Source organism: Enterococcus sp. AZ079, assembly GCF_050547255.1.
In the GTDB taxonomy this organism is placed as follows: Bacteria; Bacillota; Bacilli; order Lactobacillales; family Enterococcaceae; genus Enterococcus_D; species Enterococcus_D casseliflavus.
This window is the reverse complement of sequence record NZ_CP172955.1, coordinates 2,665,971-2,681,978: the sequence shown is the minus strand read 5'-3', so window position 1 is coordinate 2,681,978 and position 16,008 is coordinate 2,665,971. Positions and strand designations below refer to the sequence as shown.

At 41.6% G+C, this 16,008-nt stretch carries 16 protein-coding genes; 15 read left to right on the top strand and 1 reads right to left on the bottom strand.

Annotated elements, in window-relative coordinates; genetic code table 11:
• Window positions 1-185 precede the first annotated feature (185 nt).
• The 15 genes from IGJ15_RS12785 to IGJ15_RS12715 all read left to right on the top strand — a co-directional run bounded on the left by IGJ15_RS12785 (window position 186) and on the right by IGJ15_RS12715 (window position 14,994).
• Window positions 186-653: a FeoA family protein gene (locus IGJ15_RS12785; protein WP_060793026.1), complete on the top strand. Its 468-nt coding sequence runs from the start codon at window positions 186-188 to the stop codon at window positions 651-653.
• Window positions 653-2,791, top strand: coding sequence for a ferrous iron transport protein B (gene feoB / locus IGJ15_RS12780; RefSeq protein ID WP_142967585.1), 2,139 nt, complete (start codon window positions 653-655; stop codon window positions 2,789-2,791). Before IGJ15_RS12785 ends, feoB begins: the two co-directional genes overlap by 1 nt.
• Entirely contained in the window at window positions 2,788-2,919 is a 132-nt protein-coding gene (locus tag IGJ15_RS12775; protein ID WP_115224854.1) for a FeoB-associated Cys-rich membrane protein, read from the top strand. The genes feoB and IGJ15_RS12775 overlap by 4 nt, the downstream gene beginning before the upstream one ends.
• A 432-nt stretch (window positions 2,920-3,351) precedes the next feature.
• Window positions 3,352-3,798: a PTS sugar transporter subunit IIA gene (locus tag IGJ15_RS12770; RefSeq protein ID WP_016610455.1), complete on the top strand. Its 447-nt coding sequence runs from the start codon at window positions 3,352-3,354 to the stop codon at window positions 3,796-3,798.
• A gap of 1 nt (window position 3,799) precedes the next feature.
• Window positions 3,800-4,165: a PTS sugar transporter subunit IIB gene (locus IGJ15_RS12765; protein ID WP_016610456.1), complete on the top strand. Its 366-nt coding sequence runs from the start codon at window positions 3,800-3,802 to the stop codon at window positions 4,163-4,165.
• A 25-nt stretch (window positions 4,166-4,190) separates the two neighbouring features.
• Window positions 4,191-5,477 carry a PTS ascorbate transporter subunit IIC gene (locus IGJ15_RS12760; protein ID WP_081116782.1) on the top strand — a complete coding sequence of 429 codons (1,287 nt, stop codon included), beginning with the start codon at window positions 4,191-4,193 and terminating at the stop codon, window positions 5,475-5,477.
• 24 nt (window positions 5,478-5,501) lie between these two features.
• Window positions 5,502-6,167, top strand: coding sequence for an SIS domain-containing protein (locus tag IGJ15_RS12755; protein WP_060793029.1), 666 nt, complete (start codon window positions 5,502-5,504; stop codon window positions 6,165-6,167).
• Window positions 6,164-7,069 carry a 4-hydroxy-tetrahydrodipicolinate synthase gene (dapA, locus tag IGJ15_RS12750; RefSeq protein ID WP_060793030.1) on the top strand — a complete coding sequence of 302 codons (906 nt, stop codon included), beginning with the start codon at window positions 6,164-6,166 and terminating at the stop codon, window positions 7,067-7,069. Before IGJ15_RS12755 ends, dapA begins: the two co-directional genes overlap by 4 nt.
• A gap of 23 nt (window positions 7,070-7,092) precedes the next feature.
• Window positions 7,093-9,195, top strand: a complete 2,103-nt coding sequence (locus tag IGJ15_RS12745; RefSeq protein ID WP_081116781.1) for a BglG family transcription antiterminator — start codon at window positions 7,093-7,095, stop codon at window positions 9,193-9,195.
• A 436-nt stretch (window positions 9,196-9,631) separates the two neighbouring features.
• Window positions 9,632-10,897 (top strand): CapA family protein, encoded by a 1,266-nt coding sequence (locus tag IGJ15_RS12740; RefSeq protein WP_428210933.1) that lies wholly within the window; start codon window positions 9,632-9,634, stop codon window positions 10,895-10,897.
• A 232-nt stretch (window positions 10,898-11,129) separates the two neighbouring features.
• On the top strand, window positions 11,130-11,744 hold the full coding sequence (locus IGJ15_RS12735) for a hypothetical protein (RefSeq protein WP_005225192.1): 615 nt from the start codon (window positions 11,130-11,132) through the stop codon (window positions 11,742-11,744).
• 266 nt (window positions 11,745-12,010) lie between these two features.
• Window positions 12,011-12,667 (top strand): HAD family hydrolase, encoded by a 657-nt coding sequence (locus tag IGJ15_RS12730; protein WP_081116780.1) that lies wholly within the window; start codon window positions 12,011-12,013, stop codon window positions 12,665-12,667.
• Window positions 12,668-13,245: 578 nt separating this feature from the next.
• Window positions 13,246-13,629 (top strand): DUF7006 family protein, encoded by a 384-nt coding sequence (locus IGJ15_RS12725; protein WP_010747547.1) that lies wholly within the window; start codon window positions 13,246-13,248, stop codon window positions 13,627-13,629.
• 239 nt (window positions 13,630-13,868) lie between these two features.
• Entirely contained in the window at window positions 13,869-14,711 is an 843-nt protein-coding gene (locus IGJ15_RS12720) for a Cof-type HAD-IIB family hydrolase (RefSeq protein WP_015509100.1), read from the top strand.
• Window positions 14,712-14,829: 118 nt separating this feature from the next.
• On the top strand, window positions 14,830-14,994 hold the full coding sequence (locus IGJ15_RS12715; RefSeq protein WP_016610470.1) for a hypothetical protein: 165 nt from the start codon (window positions 14,830-14,832) through the stop codon (window positions 14,992-14,994).
• A gap of 157 nt (window positions 14,995-15,151) precedes the next feature.
• On the opposite strand, the gene IGJ15_RS12710 is transcribed toward IGJ15_RS12715, so the two are convergent.
• Window positions 15,152-15,790, bottom strand: coding sequence for a CPBP family glutamic-type intramembrane protease (locus IGJ15_RS12710; RefSeq protein WP_015509102.1), 639 nt, complete (start codon window positions 15,788-15,790; stop codon window positions 15,152-15,154).
• Window positions 15,791-16,008 lie beyond the last annotated feature (218 nt).

Below are 16,008 nucleotides of genomic sequence, written 5' to 3'. Positions count from 1 at the left end.
TTTGCGTAATTAATACAGGGGATATGCAATCAAAATGAGTAAAAAAAATCCGTATTGTGAAGGAAGATTCAAAGTGAGGGCCGAAACAGATTGACTTCTTATGGAAATGGCTCTATTATAATGATAATCATTCTCAATTAAAGTAGGTTAATTATAACAACACTTCACAAAAGGAGTAAGAAGCAATGAAAATGGCGCAAACTCGGGCTTCTGGAACATACAAAATCGACTCGTTGGCAACCACCAAAGAAATCACGGCTCATTTAAATGATCTTGGTATTCGCACGGGCGTTGAAATCGTTGTGGTACAAAAAGATCGCAAAGGCGGCATCATTTTACACCAAGGGACGCGGATCGCTTTAGATGAACGGGTCATGGAACAAATCGATGTCACAGAAACCCAGCAGCAAACCATCATTACCTCTTTGGATCAGCTGCAAGTCGGTGAAAGCGGGAAGGTCAATCAGATCGCCGCCAAAGGTGCGGTGCGCCGTCGATTGATGGATATGGGACTTACGAAAAACGTCCATTTGGAAGTGGTGAAGCTGGCTCCTTTGGGTGATCCGATGGAGATTCGGCTCCGCGGCTATGAATTGTCTTTGAGAAAGCAAGAAGCAGCGTTGGTTTTTGTCGAAAAAGGAGTCGAAGCGTAATGACCTATCACTTTGCATTAGCAGGAAATCCCAATAGCGGGAAAACGAGTACCTTTAATCAATTGACCGGTGCCAAACAAACAGTGGGGAATTGGCCAGGCGTTACCGTGGAACGAAAAGCGGGGCGACTGCGAAAAGACCGACAAGTATTGATCCAAGATCTACCAGGGATCTATTCCTTGTCGCCGTACACACCAGAAGAACTGATTTCTCGCAATTATTTGATGGAAGCATCATTGGACGCGGTGATCAATATTATCGATGGAACCAACCTGGAGCGCAACCTGTATCTAACATTGCAATTATTAGAAATGAATGTCCCGACTGTGGCAGCCATCAACATGATCGACCTATTAAAGAAAAAAGGCTTGCAGATCAATTTCGAAAAGCTGGCTTACGGTCTAGGGGTTCCCGTAGTAGGGATCAGTGCTTTGAAGCAACGCGGCTTAACCAAAATGATCGAGGCAGCGAAGCATGTAGCCAATACACAACCGCTTCCTCCCCGCTACGATGCTCGTCTAGAAGCTGGCTTGACCGAGATCATGGCGATTTTGCCAGAGACGATCCCTCAGCAGCAAAAACGCTGGTTTGCCATAAAACTCTTTGAAAAAGATGAAGCGATTCAGACGATGTGTAAACTGACTGATTCCCAGCAGGCAGTCCTTCAGGAGACGATTTCGATTTTAGAGCTGATCTTTAAAGACAGCAGTGACGCCATTCTCGTCAATGAGCGCTATGGCTTCATTGAAGAATTGTTGGCGCTGGCAGTCATCAAGGAAACAGATCAGCACTTAGCCTTCAGCGACAAAATCGACCGTGTGTTGACCCATCGCGTATTGGCACTACCGATTTTTGCCTTCATTATGTGGGGAATCTACTATTTATCGATTCAGACGATTGGTACGATTGGTACTGATTGGGTCAATGATGTATTATTTGGCAGCTGGATTCCCGAAACAGCAGCGCACTGGCTAGAACAGCTGCAAGTCGCCCAGTGGCTGCAAGAACTGATTTTAGACGGCATCGTGGCAGGGGTCGGTGCGGTCTTAGGCTTTTTGCCGCAGATCTTCGTGCTCTTTTTTTGTTTGGCTATCTTGGAGGACTGCGGATACATGGCACGGGTGGCATTTGTCATGGACCGCCTGTTTCGCAAGTTTGGTCTATCTGGCAAGTCGTTTATCCCCATGTTGATCGCTACCGGTTGCGGGGTGCCCGGCGTGATGGCAAGCCGAACGATTGAAAATGAAAAGGATCGTCGGTTGACGGTGATGGTCACGACCTTCATGCCATGTTCTGCCAAATTGCCGATCATCGCATTGATTTCAGGAGCCTTTTTCCCTCAGTATAGTTGGGTCGCCCCATCGGCCTATTTTGTCGGCATGGGTGCTGTGATTTTTTCAGGGATCGTCTTGAAAAAAACGCCTTTATTTGCAGGTGATCTGGCACCATTTATTATGGAACTGCCAGCGTATCACTTGCCGCAGCTCACAACGATTTTGAAAAGTGCCTGTGATCGAGCCATTGCTTTTGTGAAAAAAGCCGGTACGATAATTTTTGTGGCTTGTATCTTTGTCTGGTTTACCTCCAGCTACAGCTTTGCCTTGCAGCGGGTCACAGAAGACCAAAGCATTTTGGCCTTTTTCGGACGACTTTTGGCGCCGCTTTTTGCTCCCCTAGGCTGGGGAACCTGGCGAGGCGCCGTGGCGACGATCACTGGCCTGGTCGCCAAAGAAAATGTGATCGGCACCTTTGGGATCCTCTACGGACAAACTGGGGAGTTGTCAGAAAGCGGGACGGAGATTTGGCAAGTGTTGCGCGGCGATTACACTGCTGTGGCGGCATACTCTTTTCTCGTCTTTAATTTACTATGTGCCCCTTGTTTTGCTGCTATCGGTGCGATCCACCGTGAAATGGGGGACAGCAAGTGGACGTGGTTAGCCATTGGCTATCAATGCGGCTTGGCATACTGCGCCAGCTTGTTGGTCTACCAATTCGGGCACGTCGTCTTTGAAGGCGGACACCTCACGCTGGGTGTTTTCGCGGCAATCCTCATTGCTGGGCTATTGGTATTTGCTCTGTTGAAGAAACCATTCCGCGGGAGTGCACCCTTGATCCAAGTCGTAGGAGGCGAAAAATGATTGCTACAATAATTCTAAGCGGCCTGATTTTTGGCTATGGCACCCGTGTGGTGTACCGCATGGTGAAAAAGGATCATTGTTCTGATTGTCATATCAGTTGTCCTGTGAAGCATGAGGAAGCAAAGTAGAAAATAGCAGTTGTAAGTAAAAATTTGTGTGAAAATACCTACAGGTAGAAATACAATTGAAACGGTAGATCTTAGCCATGAATAGATTGTTTGCTTTAAGAAGTTCTTAGTTTATTTAAGAGCTTCTTTTTTTATTGTGGGTGCAAGCAAAAGATCTGTCCATTTTTGGTTCACTTTTTCCTTGAGAGAATAAGTTTTGTGAACTGCTCAAGAAGGATATCGAGAAAAACTGGAGGCTAATAAAAAAAATAGCCAGTATATCTGGTCTTTTTGAAAAGAGCAGTTCACTTAATCTGGAAGCGCGTACAAATATGTGGTCTCAAATCGTCTATTCAGGCCAGAACTTTTCACTTATAGTGTGTGTATAGGAATGATCTCGAGAAATTCTTTACTAAAACCTAAAGAAATTTTTTTTAGAAAGGAAATCGTCGTTTGCAAACTACATTATTAACAAAAGAAAACATTTTACTTCAGCAAGACAGTACCAGTTGGCAAGAAGCAATCAAAAAAGCTGCCCAGCCGTTATTGAAGAATGGCAGCGTTACAAAACAGTATGTCGAAGCGATGGTTCAATCTGTCTTAGATGCCGGGCCGTATATCGTGCTTATGCCTGGGTTTGCTTTGGCCCATGCCCGATCAGAAGATGGGGTTTGTCGTTTAGGACTAAGTGCGATGACATTAAATACCCCCATCTCATTTGGTTCGCCCAATGATCCAGTGAAAGTCATTTTCTGTTTGGCAGCGATAGACCCGACCAGTCATTTGGAACTGATGGGTGAGTTAGCAGAAGTTTTAGCAAGGGACAATATCATTGATCGTTTAGCAAATGTGCAGACACCAGAAGCATTTATAAAACTATTAGAAGAAACGAGGAGTTAAGATGGGATTCTTTCAAAAAAAGAAAAATGATGCATCGATCCAAGCAGATGCAAAACCTAAGACAAGTAATGGCAAGAAATATTTGATAGCGGTTGCATGCCGTGCGGGGATGGGGAGTTCAACGCTGCTTCACATAAAAGTAAAATCAGTGATTGAAGAAAACGGCTATCCCATTGAAACGATTCATGGAAACCTAGACGTCCTCATTGGTTTTACGGGCGATGCCTTTATGAGTATGGCAGATATCGCAGCGGAACCTGATTTTCAAAACAAACCTTATGAAGTCATAGGCATTCAAAATATTATGAGTAAAGAAGAGATCCAAGGAAAACTAGAAACATTTCTTGAAACGATGCAAACAAAATAAATTGATGGAGCGAGGAATAAATTGAATGGCAATTTTAGTAATGAACCAATTCAGAAATACTGCTGTGTTGCTAATGATTTTGGCTTTGATTGGGTTACTTGCACAAAGAAAGCCTGCGAAGGAGACCCTGAGCGGTGTCCTCAAAGTGGGCATTGGGTTTATGATTTTTAATATTGGTGGTGGTCATGTAGGAACGATTGCTGCAAATTTTGCCACGTTGTTTCAGACCGCATTTGGTGTTCAAGGGACGGTTCTGGCAGTAGAGCCTGCTACAGCGTTAGCCATGGATGTATATGGTTTTGAAATATCAATGATTATGGGCTCAGGGTTCATATTCGGATTAGTTATTGCGAAATTGACGCCTTTAAAATCAATTTTCTTAACCGGTCAGCATTATCTTTTCTTTGCTGCTGTCATTGGGTTGATTTTTATTTCGAATGGTATGCCCACTTGGGTAACAGTTATCTTTGGTTCTTTGGTGCTAGGTTTTGCAGGAGCAGGGCTGCCCAAATTGGCTCAGAAATATACAGATGAGCTGACAGGTAATGCAGGGGTTGCACTAGGTCACTTTAACTTGATTTTTTACTGGTTCTCAGGTGTCATCGGCAGTGTCATTGGAGGGAAAAATTGGCAAGCAAAGAAAGAGAAAGCAGCCAATCGCGAGCTCCCTGATTTCTTCTCCGTATTCCGAGATTTTGTCTTCTCTGTTGCATTTTTCATGATTATTCTTTTCTACATTGCAACGATCGCAGCAGTTTTAAGTGGTCATATGGATGTCGTTCAAGAAATGGCTGGCAACGACTTATGGTTCTTGTATCCGTTGATTCAAGGGTTGCAATTTGCTGCGGGGATGTCTGTACTGATTTATGGTGTGCGTCAATTTATTGCTGAATTAACGGCTGCCTTCGTGGCGATCTCAGAAAAATATATCCCAGGATCAATGCCGGCAGTAGATGTTCCTGTGTTTTTCCAATATGCGCCAACCATGGTTCCTGTCGGTTTTATTACCTCGTTTATAGGTGGGTTAACAGCGACGTTTGCCATGGCTGCTATGGGTTCTCCCGTTGTGCTTTTGCCAGCAGCTGGGATTGCTTTTTTCTCGGGTGGAACCATGGGTGTCTTTGGTTCAATAAGAGGCGGGTTGAAAGGGGCGATCATCGCATCCTTCTTAGGCGGTATTTTGCTGACTGCATTGCCTTTGGTGCTTTTCCCAGCTTTTTCTGAATTAGGCATCACAGACGCTGGATTTCCTCAAATCGACTACAATATTATCGGAATTTTACTAGACAAAATCTTAAAACTATTTAGTTAAACAGTATGATTAGCAAGGAGAAGGATGGATACAATTTCTCCTTGCTATAAGGAAGGAAAATCTGTATTGAATGAAAAAAACGTTTTGTTTGCATATAGTACGAATTTAAAAGCCCAAAGCGATGCTCAATTTTATCGGCTTGAAGAAGAAGAAGTCTATCAACAGATGGTGAAGGCCAAAGAACTTATTCTCCATGCAGAAAAAAATCATAAGCGCGTTCATGTAACAGGCGTGGGAAAATGTTCCTATGTAGCAGGCTATGCAGCTTCACTTTTCTCCTCTGTCGGTACGCCAGCCTATTTTTTAGACACAACCGAAACTGTGCACGGATCGGCAGGACAAGTCGTGGCTGGCGATGTAGTGATTGCGATAAGTAATAGTGGGAACACCAAAGAATTAGAATATGCACTTGCTGCCTTAAAAGCCAATGGCGCCGTAATTTTAGCGGTAACAGGAAATGAAGATTCTTCCCTAGCTTCCTGTGCTGAAGTCACATTGTCTTCTTATGTTTCCCAAGAAGGGGACTCATTGAATAAACCGCCACGTTCCTCTGTGATCGCCCAAATGATCCAGCTGCAGGTTCTGTCGGTGTTGCTGCAAGAAGCAAAAGAAATCAATTTAGAAGATTACCTTAAATGGCATCCAGGGGGAAGCTTAGGAGCAACGACAAAAAAGGAGCTTACACAATGAAAATCAGAGGAATTATACCAGCAATGGTCACACCATTAAATGAGAACGGTATCAATGAAGAGGGCACTAGAAAGCTTGTAAGACATTTGATTGCTGGTGGTGTCCACGGGTTGTTTATTTTAGGAACCAATGGCGAATTTCATACCTTAAGCAAAGAAGAGAAAATCCAGTTTGCAAAAATCGTTGTCGATGAAGTATCGGGCAGAGTACCAGTATTTGCAGGTGCCGGAGATATTGCAACGAATAAAGTGATTGAGTTAGTAAATGAGTTTGCAAAAATCGGCGTTGATGCTGCTTCCATTATTACACCATATCTTTTGAAATATACCGATGAAGAGCTGATTCATCATTATCGTGTGATTGCTGAGCAAACGACACTGCCAATCATTTTGTACAATATTCCGCCAAATACTAGAAATTTCATCAATCGTCATGTTTTCTCGGAATTACTCAAAATTGATTCGATCATTGGGATAAAAGATTCGAGCGGTGATCTAGAAAACTTTAAGGGCTATCTTGAATTAAATCATCGAGAGGATTTCTCTTTGCTGATGGGAAGCGACTCTAAGATTTTAGAAGCATTACAGTTAGGAGCAGATGGTTCTGTGGCTTCAACCGCAAATGTTGTGACGAAAACAGATGTGTCGATCTATGAACAATTTGTAGCTGGAAACATAGAACAAGCACGGCAAGCACAAGCAAGTATTGATGATTTTAGAGAAGCCTGCAAATGCTCAACGATTCCGTCTGGGCTGAAATACTGTTTGCGGGCAATCGGACAGGATGTTGGGTTACCGAAACTGCCTGTTCTAGATCTTACGAAAGAAGAAAAGCAGCAGGTGGATCAAGTGCTTCAAAAATATGTACAAGCGGAAGGATTTACATTGAAAGTAGAACAGTAGGCTGCAGAAATGGGGGAACATTGATGGTGAAAATTGACTATAGGACGAGAAAGATGATGATGGCTCTGATTGAAAAACCGACCATCAGTTACGATTATCTTCAGCGGAATTATTCTATGAACCGCACTCAAATAGAGTATACCATTGATAAAATCAACCAGTTTCTATCTGCCCAAAAACTACCACTTAGCGTGAATAAGGAAAGTGTGATCCGACTGCCTGAAAAAAGCAAGGAATATTTGTTGGAGTCATTTTTACGTGAGCGTATGTTTAAGTATTATGAGATGAGTTCAAAAGAACGAGGAAAATATATCTTTTTGACGCTCTTTTACTACGAGAAAGACTATCTGTCGGTCAACCATTTTTTAGATGCGTTAAAAATCGGCAAAACAACCTTTATGAGTGATCTGCGCAAATTACAAGCGGAATTGCAGGGGTACGATATTTCAATCAGTTACTCGAGAAAAGAGGGGTATCACTTAGCAGGTGATGAACTGATGATTCGTTACGCTTTATTTCGAATGATTTTGGAAGATGTAACTAGCAAGGACGATGATTTTATCTACCGTTACTTTATTCATAACGAACGAATACAATTGGCGGATGAGCAGGACACCTATCTTTCTCTTCTTTTAGAAAAACATGCGATAGAGTTAGTTGAAAATAGGTTGATTGAATTGAACTATATCCTTATTTTTTTATACCCAAGAATGGGCTTGAATGAATTTGATCTAAAACCTTTTTCTAATGATCATGAGTTAGTAAAAATGAAGGAGTACCGCTTTGCTGAAGAAGTTTTAGAAAACGCAGGGGTGATGAATAGTATAGAAAAGAACTATCTCTGTGGGTGGGTACTGGGAATGGCATTAGGGAATGAAAAGGAATGGCTTCAAGGAAATTTGGTCATCATTGACTTGGTAGAAAGAATTGTCGAGCGATTTGAATTGCTTTCAGGTATTCGTTTCAAGGATAAACACTCTGTCATCAAGCAATTATATAGTCATTTTCGACCGACCTATTTCCGAATGCTGTTTCGATTACCGATCATCAACCCTATGCAGGATAAAATTTTTGAAAAATATAATGACCTTTATCAGATCGTAAAAGAAACCTTGAGACCAATCAGTGATAGCTTTGATTCAAAGCTTCCAGATGAAGAAGTAGCCTTTTTAACCATGCACTTTGCGCTTTTGATCAGAAATTCTGAAGAATATATGGTGCAACAAAAAGTGGGGGTCGTTGTCTGCCCAAATGGTATTGGAAGCTCAGCAATCATTTACAATGAATTAAAGGAAATCTTTCCCTCTTTTATCTTATTGGGACCGATTGAAACAAGCGAACTGCATTCATTTGATCAGTCATACGATATCATTTTTACGACAAAACCCAACTTTCAACTTTATCCGTTAAAAAAGCCGATTTTTGTAGTAAACCCGATCATGTCTTACGAGGAACGAACCCAGTTGTTTTTAGATGTCAAATTCGAAACCAGTACAAGCATCAAGCCCAATACTGTGACGATCGACGGCTTGATGCAGGTTATTCAACAATATTCAACAGTTACTAGTGAGTCAGCTCTGCGGCATCATTTAGAGAAATTTGTACAAGAGACCTGCTCGCCAACGGCATCTATCATGTCTCAAAAAGAGAAAAAGTCAAAAGAACCTGCAATGCTGTTGGATATGATGCGTCCAGAATTGATACAATTAAACAAAAAAGCCAGAACATGGGAAGAGGCCTTTTATCTCGCAGCCAATCCATTGATTGAAAGAAAGATCATCACTAGAAATTACATCGATTCGATCATTCAACAAACCAGATCAGAAGGCGCTTATATGGTGATATTCGATCAAGTTGCCTTACCGCATACGGTTCCTGAAGCAGGTGCAAAAAAACTTGGCATGGGATTGACAACGTTAGAATCTGAAGTATATGTCTTGGGAACGATTCCTGTAAAGTATATCTTTACCCTTTCTGCATTAGACAGCAAGCAGCATCTAAATGCGATGACTCAGTTTATTACCCTTATTGAATCCAAAGATTTTTTTCGAGAATTAGAAAAACATGAATGTCCGGAAACAGTTTATCAATGGTTTGCAGAGATTTTACGTACTGCTGTTGTATAAATTTTTTCGAAAATACTGTAAGTCTTATAGGATAAAACAGATACTCTTTGGTCTTTATTGAGAGAAGCGTGCGAAGGGGAGTCATTTGCCTTCATCATTTGCTGCTGTTCATCCGAACGCAAGCGATGTTACTCAGAACTGTTAACAGCGGAAGAATTCTCTAATGATACTAATTTATGCCGTTTGAGGTTAGTCCAGTTCTACAAGAAAGATGCATTCGGGAATCAGCTACCATAGAAGTGGAGAAACAGTTCGATCACGATCGGGCTGTTTTTTTATTCTTTACAAAACGACCTATTAAAGGAATCTCAAATATAGTATAATTATTTAATAAAAAGATATTATTTAGTGAGGTTCGCAGGAAAGGGAGCAGGGAATCTCGTTAGAACGTAAACGAAGATAGGTTTTTGATAAAGCAGAGTGAAAGGGTGAGGGCATGAGACAACAACGAAGACGGGAGCGTCAGAAACACCAGCGGATCATTGTGGGGTTAAGTACAGCGTTGCTGGCAATCATACTTGGAGTGATTTATCTAGTGATTCAAGTGACAAGCATCCCCGAACAGCGTCATACAGCAGAAACGACAAAGGCAACAAAGCCAATGCAAGAAACGAGTAGTTCTACCGAAACAAAGCCAGCAGTAAAAACCATCACAGTGACAGCTAGTGGCGATATGCTTTATCATACACCTGTTTATTTAAGCGCTTACGATGGGAAGCGTTATGATTTTGACAATGATTTTGAGCAAGTCAAACCGCTGATTGCATCGGCGGACCTTGCTTTAGGTGATTTTGAAGGAACCATCAATCCTAATAAACCGCTTGGCGGTTTTCCCTTATTCAACGCCCCTATCGATGCTGTTGCCAGTATCAAAGACGCGGGCTTTGATGTGATCGATCTTGCCCATAACCATATTTTAGATACAGGGATCGAAGGAATCAAAACAACGGTGGCTGCTTTTCACGACCAAGGCTTGGCAACGATTGGTGTCACGGTCGACAATAGCGGAATCCTGGTCAAAGAAGTCAACGGGATTAAAGTTGCTCTCTTGGCCTATGCCTATGGCTTCAATGGCCTTGAAGAAAGCTTAACTCAAGCAGAGTATGACACCTATTTGAAAGACTTGTCGTTAGATAAAGTGGAAGCAGAGATCAAAGAAGCGGAAAGCTTGGCGGATATCACCATCGTGATGCCTCAGTCTGGTGTCGAGTATTCTTTAGAACCAACGGAAGAACAACAAACTGTTTATCGGAAGATGATCGATTTTGGTGCTGATATTATCTTCGGTGGCCATCCGCATGTAGCAGAACCAACCGAAATCATCGAAAAGGACGGGGAAAAGAAATTTATCATTTATTCAATGGGAAACTTATTGTCGAATCAACGTTATGAAACCGTCAATAACAACTATTGGACCGAACGAGGCGTCATCCCAGAAGTTGAAATCTCCAAAGAAGGGCAGCGGACCTATTTAAGCAAGATTGCCTTGCATCCGACTTGGGTCTCCAAAGAACCGATCCCTGATCGTACCTATTATGATCCAGAATACGGCGTCTTGCAGGCCTTTGATTTTCAAGTTTACCTTGCCGCAGATTATCTGCCAGATGGGCAATATGCCAAAAATGTCCCTGAAGAAAAGCGCCAGCGGATCGAAACCGCCTACCATGAAATGCTGGAGCTGTTGGATTTGAAGTGGGAGTAGTGAGGACAAGAAAGCAATCTGGCTAACAGGTTGCTTTTTTATTGGCTATCGAAGAGTATGAACCATGAAATGAAAGTCAATCTATTTTTTAAAACATGACACCAGATCACCATTTATGAACAAAAAATGACACCTCAAGCTGATAAAAATAAGTAATAATGTCAACATAAAGTATTCAGAAATCATTTCCAACTCATTTCTGAATAAATAAGAAAGGAAAGTAGGGTGTGTCATGAGAATTATCATATTGACGAAAAACATATCATATGAGATTGATTTGCAGCGGGAGCTGCAGATTTTGAGCCATGAAGTGTTCGTGGGCAGAAGTACCGAAGAGGAGGAATGGTTGATAGAAAGTGCCAAGTTATTTGACTGTTTATTTGTCAGTGAAACAATTGCTGATCCAGAATTTTTATTGCTCAATCAGACATTGGCTCCTTATTATCAACAGCGGATCGTTCGAATCTTGCCAGGGAATGACGAACAAGAAATGATACTGGAAAAAGCGGAAAATGCGACCTATCTTAATCGGTCATTTGTCGAGTTGAGAGAATTTTTGGCGGCTTTGCCACCAAATACTCGCAAGTTAGAAAAGGCATCAGTAACGAAGGAATCGTTCCCTAAATTTCTTAGTCTGCAAGAACAGATCTTTTTCAATAATCTAGCAGAAGAGCAATTTATCAACCGAGAGGACCTTTGCTGGAAAATTTGGGGCAACGGCGGCACGAATTCCCGAAAATCGCAGCTATCGATTTTGGCGAAACGAATCAATGAGAAATTAGATGAATACGACTATACTGAAAAACGCGTCCGTACCGCTTGGGGCAAAGGATATATCTTGCAGTAAAAAAGCTGAAAATGGGTTTAACTTTTATGCCTGACAAATAGGCCTTCAGGTAAATTTGCCTATCTTGTAGAAACGACTCTGTTTTCAAAGCGAGTCGTTTTTTTATATAAGTATATTAGCAATAAATGAAGAAGGTTATGGAAAAATATGATAATGCTTTTTTTTAGTGATAAAATAGAGATAATCAGTAATGGAAAGAAATACTGCGTAAATGAAAAAAGCATTTGTAGAAAATTGATGGAATACCTTTTGGAGGAGGAAATATCGTGAAGCAGGTTGAATGTGTGCTATTTGATTTGGATGGAACTTTATTGGATTCAAAAGAATGTAGTGTGAAGGCGACAAAAGCAGCTTTTAAAGAGATGGGACTCAAAGTACCCAGTGAAGTAGTCATTGAACATTATATGGGAATACCGATCGAAGAATCATTTTTTAAAATGTCTGAACAGCCATTAGATCAAGAAACCGCAGCGGAATTGATTCGGATTTTCCGAGCCTATTACCAAACCTATGAAGAAAGTACCTTGAAAGTATTTCCAGAAATTCCCCATGTCTTAGAAATCTTAAATAAACGAAAGGTACCTTGTTTCGTCGTTTCAAGTAAGAAGACAGCGGTCGTCAAACGAAACTTAGCTGCTCAGGACCTTGTGGCGTTCTTTGAAGAAATCATCGGCTCTGATGCGGTGACCCACTACAAACCTCATCCCGAAGGAATCAACAAAGTCGTGTCACACTATCAATTTGACCCGACAAAGACGATCATGATAGGAGATGCTATTTTTGATATCCAAATGGGAAAAGCCGCGGGTGTCAAAACGATCGCCGTTACGTGGGGCAGCCACGATCCGAAAAAGCTTTCTGAAGAAAACCCAGATGCTTTGGTAGATGCGCCACGTGAGATTTTAGATTTTCTATATGCATGATCCTTTTTTGTGCTCACAGTGTAAGAGGACGTTTTAGCCTCGCTTATATCTTGGCATGATCCAAAAAGAAAGGACAGATCGTCCTTTTACAACATGCAATTTGAGAACTTTGACCAATGATCGAAACCAGCGATCATTGGTTTTTTGTGCTGTCGTGAGAATGAAGGCGCCACAGCATTGAATAAAGGTATTCATTTCCATTCGTTCTTTTGGTTGATCGCGTAATCATCGGAAAATCACTGCAAATAAATTCCTTTTGATCTTTCTTCTTAGATAAAGCAATGCGGGTACGCTGGATTTTTCTCTCTTATTCCTCTGCTAGAGCAAAAAGGAATTATAAGCTTGGAGCAACAAAAAACTATAATGAGAGTAACTGATTTCCTTAGATCATGCATTGGAGGTGAGCGCAGAACGGGATGCCACCCAAGGATTTCATGTGATTTGAAATACTAGAAGATAAAGCCTTTGTTTTATGTGAAGGGATGTAGGGGCGATTAACGAAGAAGGAAATCATTACGATCAAACGAGGGATCAATGCTATCATTGAAGAAAAGCCATGGATGGAAAGGAGTGATTCTGTGTTATCAGAAAAAATAAATGACCCGAAGGATTATCTGTCTTATTCAAAGGAAGTATTGTTAAGCGCTGGGGTACTGACAGCCTATCCGAAACTTTTTACTTATTATCAGGAACTTTGTGTTGACTTCGAAGACATTTACTATGATCGAACAAAGAACTTATTTGATACCTTTCGAGCGCTTCTGGCTGTGGACGCACAGATCCAAATTCTACTGGAACTTGTGACCAATACCAAAACTGACCTATGTCAAGAGCTGGGGATGAAGGAAGAGGAAATTATCAGTATGATCAAGCATGACAAACGGTACTATTATCGCGAGCTTACGGGTCATGCAACTAACCAACTACCTAAATGGGGATTGATTTATTTAAGTGAAGAGTAAGCTACGCAAAGGATAAGTCACCTTAAAAGTGATCAAATGAAAGCCATTTGACGATCATCAAGGATAAAGGGCATCGAGAAAAAACGAGAGCGTGTTTATGTATGAGTCAGTAAAATAGTCTAGCGAGGTTATCTTGTGATTTGTTATACTAATAGCAAGCGGCTGATGGTGACATCTTGGATTCAGCAAATATGTTCATGTGAGCGCTTTATTGATTGGGTTAGGAAAGAGGGAATGAAATGACGAAGAAAATTATCTTTTTAGATGTAGATGGAACATTGTGCGATGATGCGGGAAACGTACCAGAAAGTGCTCGCCAAGCGATCACAGCGGCACATAAGAAGGGGCATGAGTTTTTCTTGTGTACGGGTCGTTCAAAAGCCGAAATCACAGAAGATGTACTGGCACTGCCTTTAAGTGGAATGATTGGTGCTGGAGGCGGTTATTGCGAGGTGCACGATGAGGTGATTTTGCACAAAGTTTTTGAAAAGGAAGCCTTATTAAGACTGATCGATTTCTTAAAAGCAAACCAAATCGAGTATTACTTGGAATCGAATCAAGGATTATTTGCAAGTACCAATTTACGAAATCGGTTGATTGAGATCGTCTTAGCAGGTGAGCCTGTTGAAAGTGAAGCAGGAAAACAACGTGTTCAAACTATTCAGTGGTTCCTTGATTTATTGATCGAGGACGAAGCGAAAATCGATTACGATGACGTGAACAAAGTTTCCTTCATCAATCATTCCATTCCTTATGAACAGGTCCATGACCAATACCACGAACAATTCCAAATGATTCGCAGTACGGTACCTGTTTTTGGCAAGGACAGTGGCGAGATCGGCATCAAGAATATCCACAAGAAAACAGCCATCGATTTTCTCTTGAACCATCTAGGGATCGATAACAAAGATACCTTGGCGTTTGGTGACGGCCATAATGATGTCGAAATGTTTGAAGCTGTTGCGACGGGAATTGCGATGGGCAATGCCTGTGAACAGCTATTGGCAGTAGCTGACGAGGTGACGGCTCGACCAGAAGACGGCGGGATTGCGCAAGCACTCCAAAAGCACGGTCTGGTGTAACCACTAAGAAGCAAACGTCTGCACAATCCTTCTGCTTTCTAGAGAGATTGATCAGGAGTTGCGCGACGTTGTTAAAGTGACCTGTAAAACCAACGATTGACAAGGAGGCTGAGTTAAAATGAAGGAAACGACTTTTCTTTGTTATCTTGAACAAGCATTGAAAAACCTGAAGGCGACAGAAGCCTTGCGTTTTAATATCGAAGGCGAAGTCAAGCGGCTGATGAAGGTGTACAGTGAAGCAGAAATTTGTGAGAAAGTAAAAGAGGATCCCTTTAAAAAGTAAGGACATTTTCTTATGAAACACAGCGAATAGAACAAACACCCAACCTCGTGAAAGGCACAAAAGCGATCAATGCTTCTTTTCAGGGAGGGATACTCAGGTAACTAGTTGTTGTATCAAAAAAGACTGATTTCAATTGAATCAGTCTTTTTCGTTTTTCTCAAGCAGTCAGATAAGCCACTAAAATAGCAAACAGGTCGAACAAGACATGTGTGCCCCAACTAGTCAGGATCGAGTTGCTCTTGATGGCAGCTTGGTTAAATAGCAAGCGCGCCACCCCTTGAATGAAAAGAATATGGACCAAGGTATGGAAAACATTGCCGTTATCATAAGTGCTGTAATGAACCAAGCCAAAGATGATCGCGGAAAGGATGCTGGCAACTGGCAAGGTACATTTACTAGAAAAAATCGCTAAAAAGAAGATGGAAAAGAGTTCTTCTCCAAGTAACATGATTGGAATAACGAGCAGAGTCAACCATTGAAAGCCTTCGTTCACTGGATTTCCATGAAGATCCCACTTTAGTCCGTATTGCAAAACGAGAGAAACGAGGAAGCTGATCAGGATGTTTAAAAGAAAATACTTGCTGATCGTCTTCACTGGCGCGATGGGTTTCCCAAAGAGCTGCTTGACTGCTTCTTTACCGTAAACTAGCCGTAATGCCCAATAGCTGGCAATCGACAATGAGAAGATGCTGACGATGGCAGGGGCATACAAAAGACCGACCAAACCGATACCTGCGAGGACTGTTCCTAGTAAAGCGTGGTTCCATGAGATTTGTTTTCCTATAAGTTTGTTCATTTACTTTTCTCTCCTTATTAAGCTATAGAGCATGTACTATTTAGCTGTTTTCTCTGATTCTTCTGCTGTGTGCTTTTTGTGCCGTAATATAAGCGATAAGTACAACAATGAACGTTTTGGGTGATTTTCATATCATCGCTTCATTTGCGCCAATTCTTTGTAGGGTACAAAAGATAGAGTAATCGATAACGAGTTTCTGAAACAAGATGGTCGTATAT

Excerpts from the sequence above, each read along its gene's own strand:
- IGJ15_RS12765 (WP_016610456.1), top strand. The coding sequence starts at position 3,800 with ATGGGATTCTTTCAAAAAAAGAAAAATGATGCATCGATCCAAGCAGAT.
- IGJ15_RS12715 (WP_016610470.1), top strand. The coding sequence starts at position 14,830 with ATGAAGGAAACGACTTTTCTTTGTTATCTTGAACAAGCATTGAAAAAC.
- IGJ15_RS12740 (WP_428210933.1), top strand. The coding sequence starts at position 9,632 with ATGAGACAACAACGAAGACGGGAGCGTCAGAAACACCAGCGGATCATT.
- IGJ15_RS12745 (WP_081116781.1), top strand. The coding sequence starts at position 7,093 with ATGGTGAAAATTGACTATAGGACGAGAAAGATGATGATGGCTCTGATT.
- IGJ15_RS12735 (WP_005225192.1), top strand. The coding sequence starts at position 11,130 with ATGAGAATTATCATATTGACGAAAAACATATCATATGAGATTGATTTG.
- feoB (WP_142967585.1), top strand. The coding sequence starts at position 653 with ATGACCTATCACTTTGCATTAGCAGGAAATCCCAATAGCGGGAAAACG.
- IGJ15_RS12720 (WP_015509100.1), top strand. The coding sequence starts at position 13,869 with ATGACGAAGAAAATTATCTTTTTAGATGTAGATGGAACATTGTGCGAT.
- IGJ15_RS12760 (WP_081116782.1), top strand. The coding sequence starts at position 4,191 with ATGGCAATTTTAGTAATGAACCAATTCAGAAATACTGCTGTGTTGCTA.
- IGJ15_RS12785 (WP_060793026.1), top strand. The coding sequence starts at position 186 with ATGAAAATGGCGCAAACTCGGGCTTCTGGAACATACAAAATCGACTCG.
- IGJ15_RS12775 (WP_115224854.1), top strand. The coding sequence starts at position 2,788 with ATGATTGCTACAATAATTCTAAGCGGCCTGATTTTTGGCTATGGCACC.
- IGJ15_RS12755 (WP_060793029.1), top strand. The coding sequence starts at position 5,502 with ATGGATACAATTTCTCCTTGCTATAAGGAAGGAAAATCTGTATTGAAT.
- dapA (WP_060793030.1), top strand. The coding sequence starts at position 6,164 with ATGAAAATCAGAGGAATTATACCAGCAATGGTCACACCATTAAATGAG.
- IGJ15_RS12710 (WP_015509102.1), bottom strand. The coding sequence starts at position 15,790 with ATGAACAAACTTATAGGAAAACAAATCTCATGGAACCACGCTTTACTA.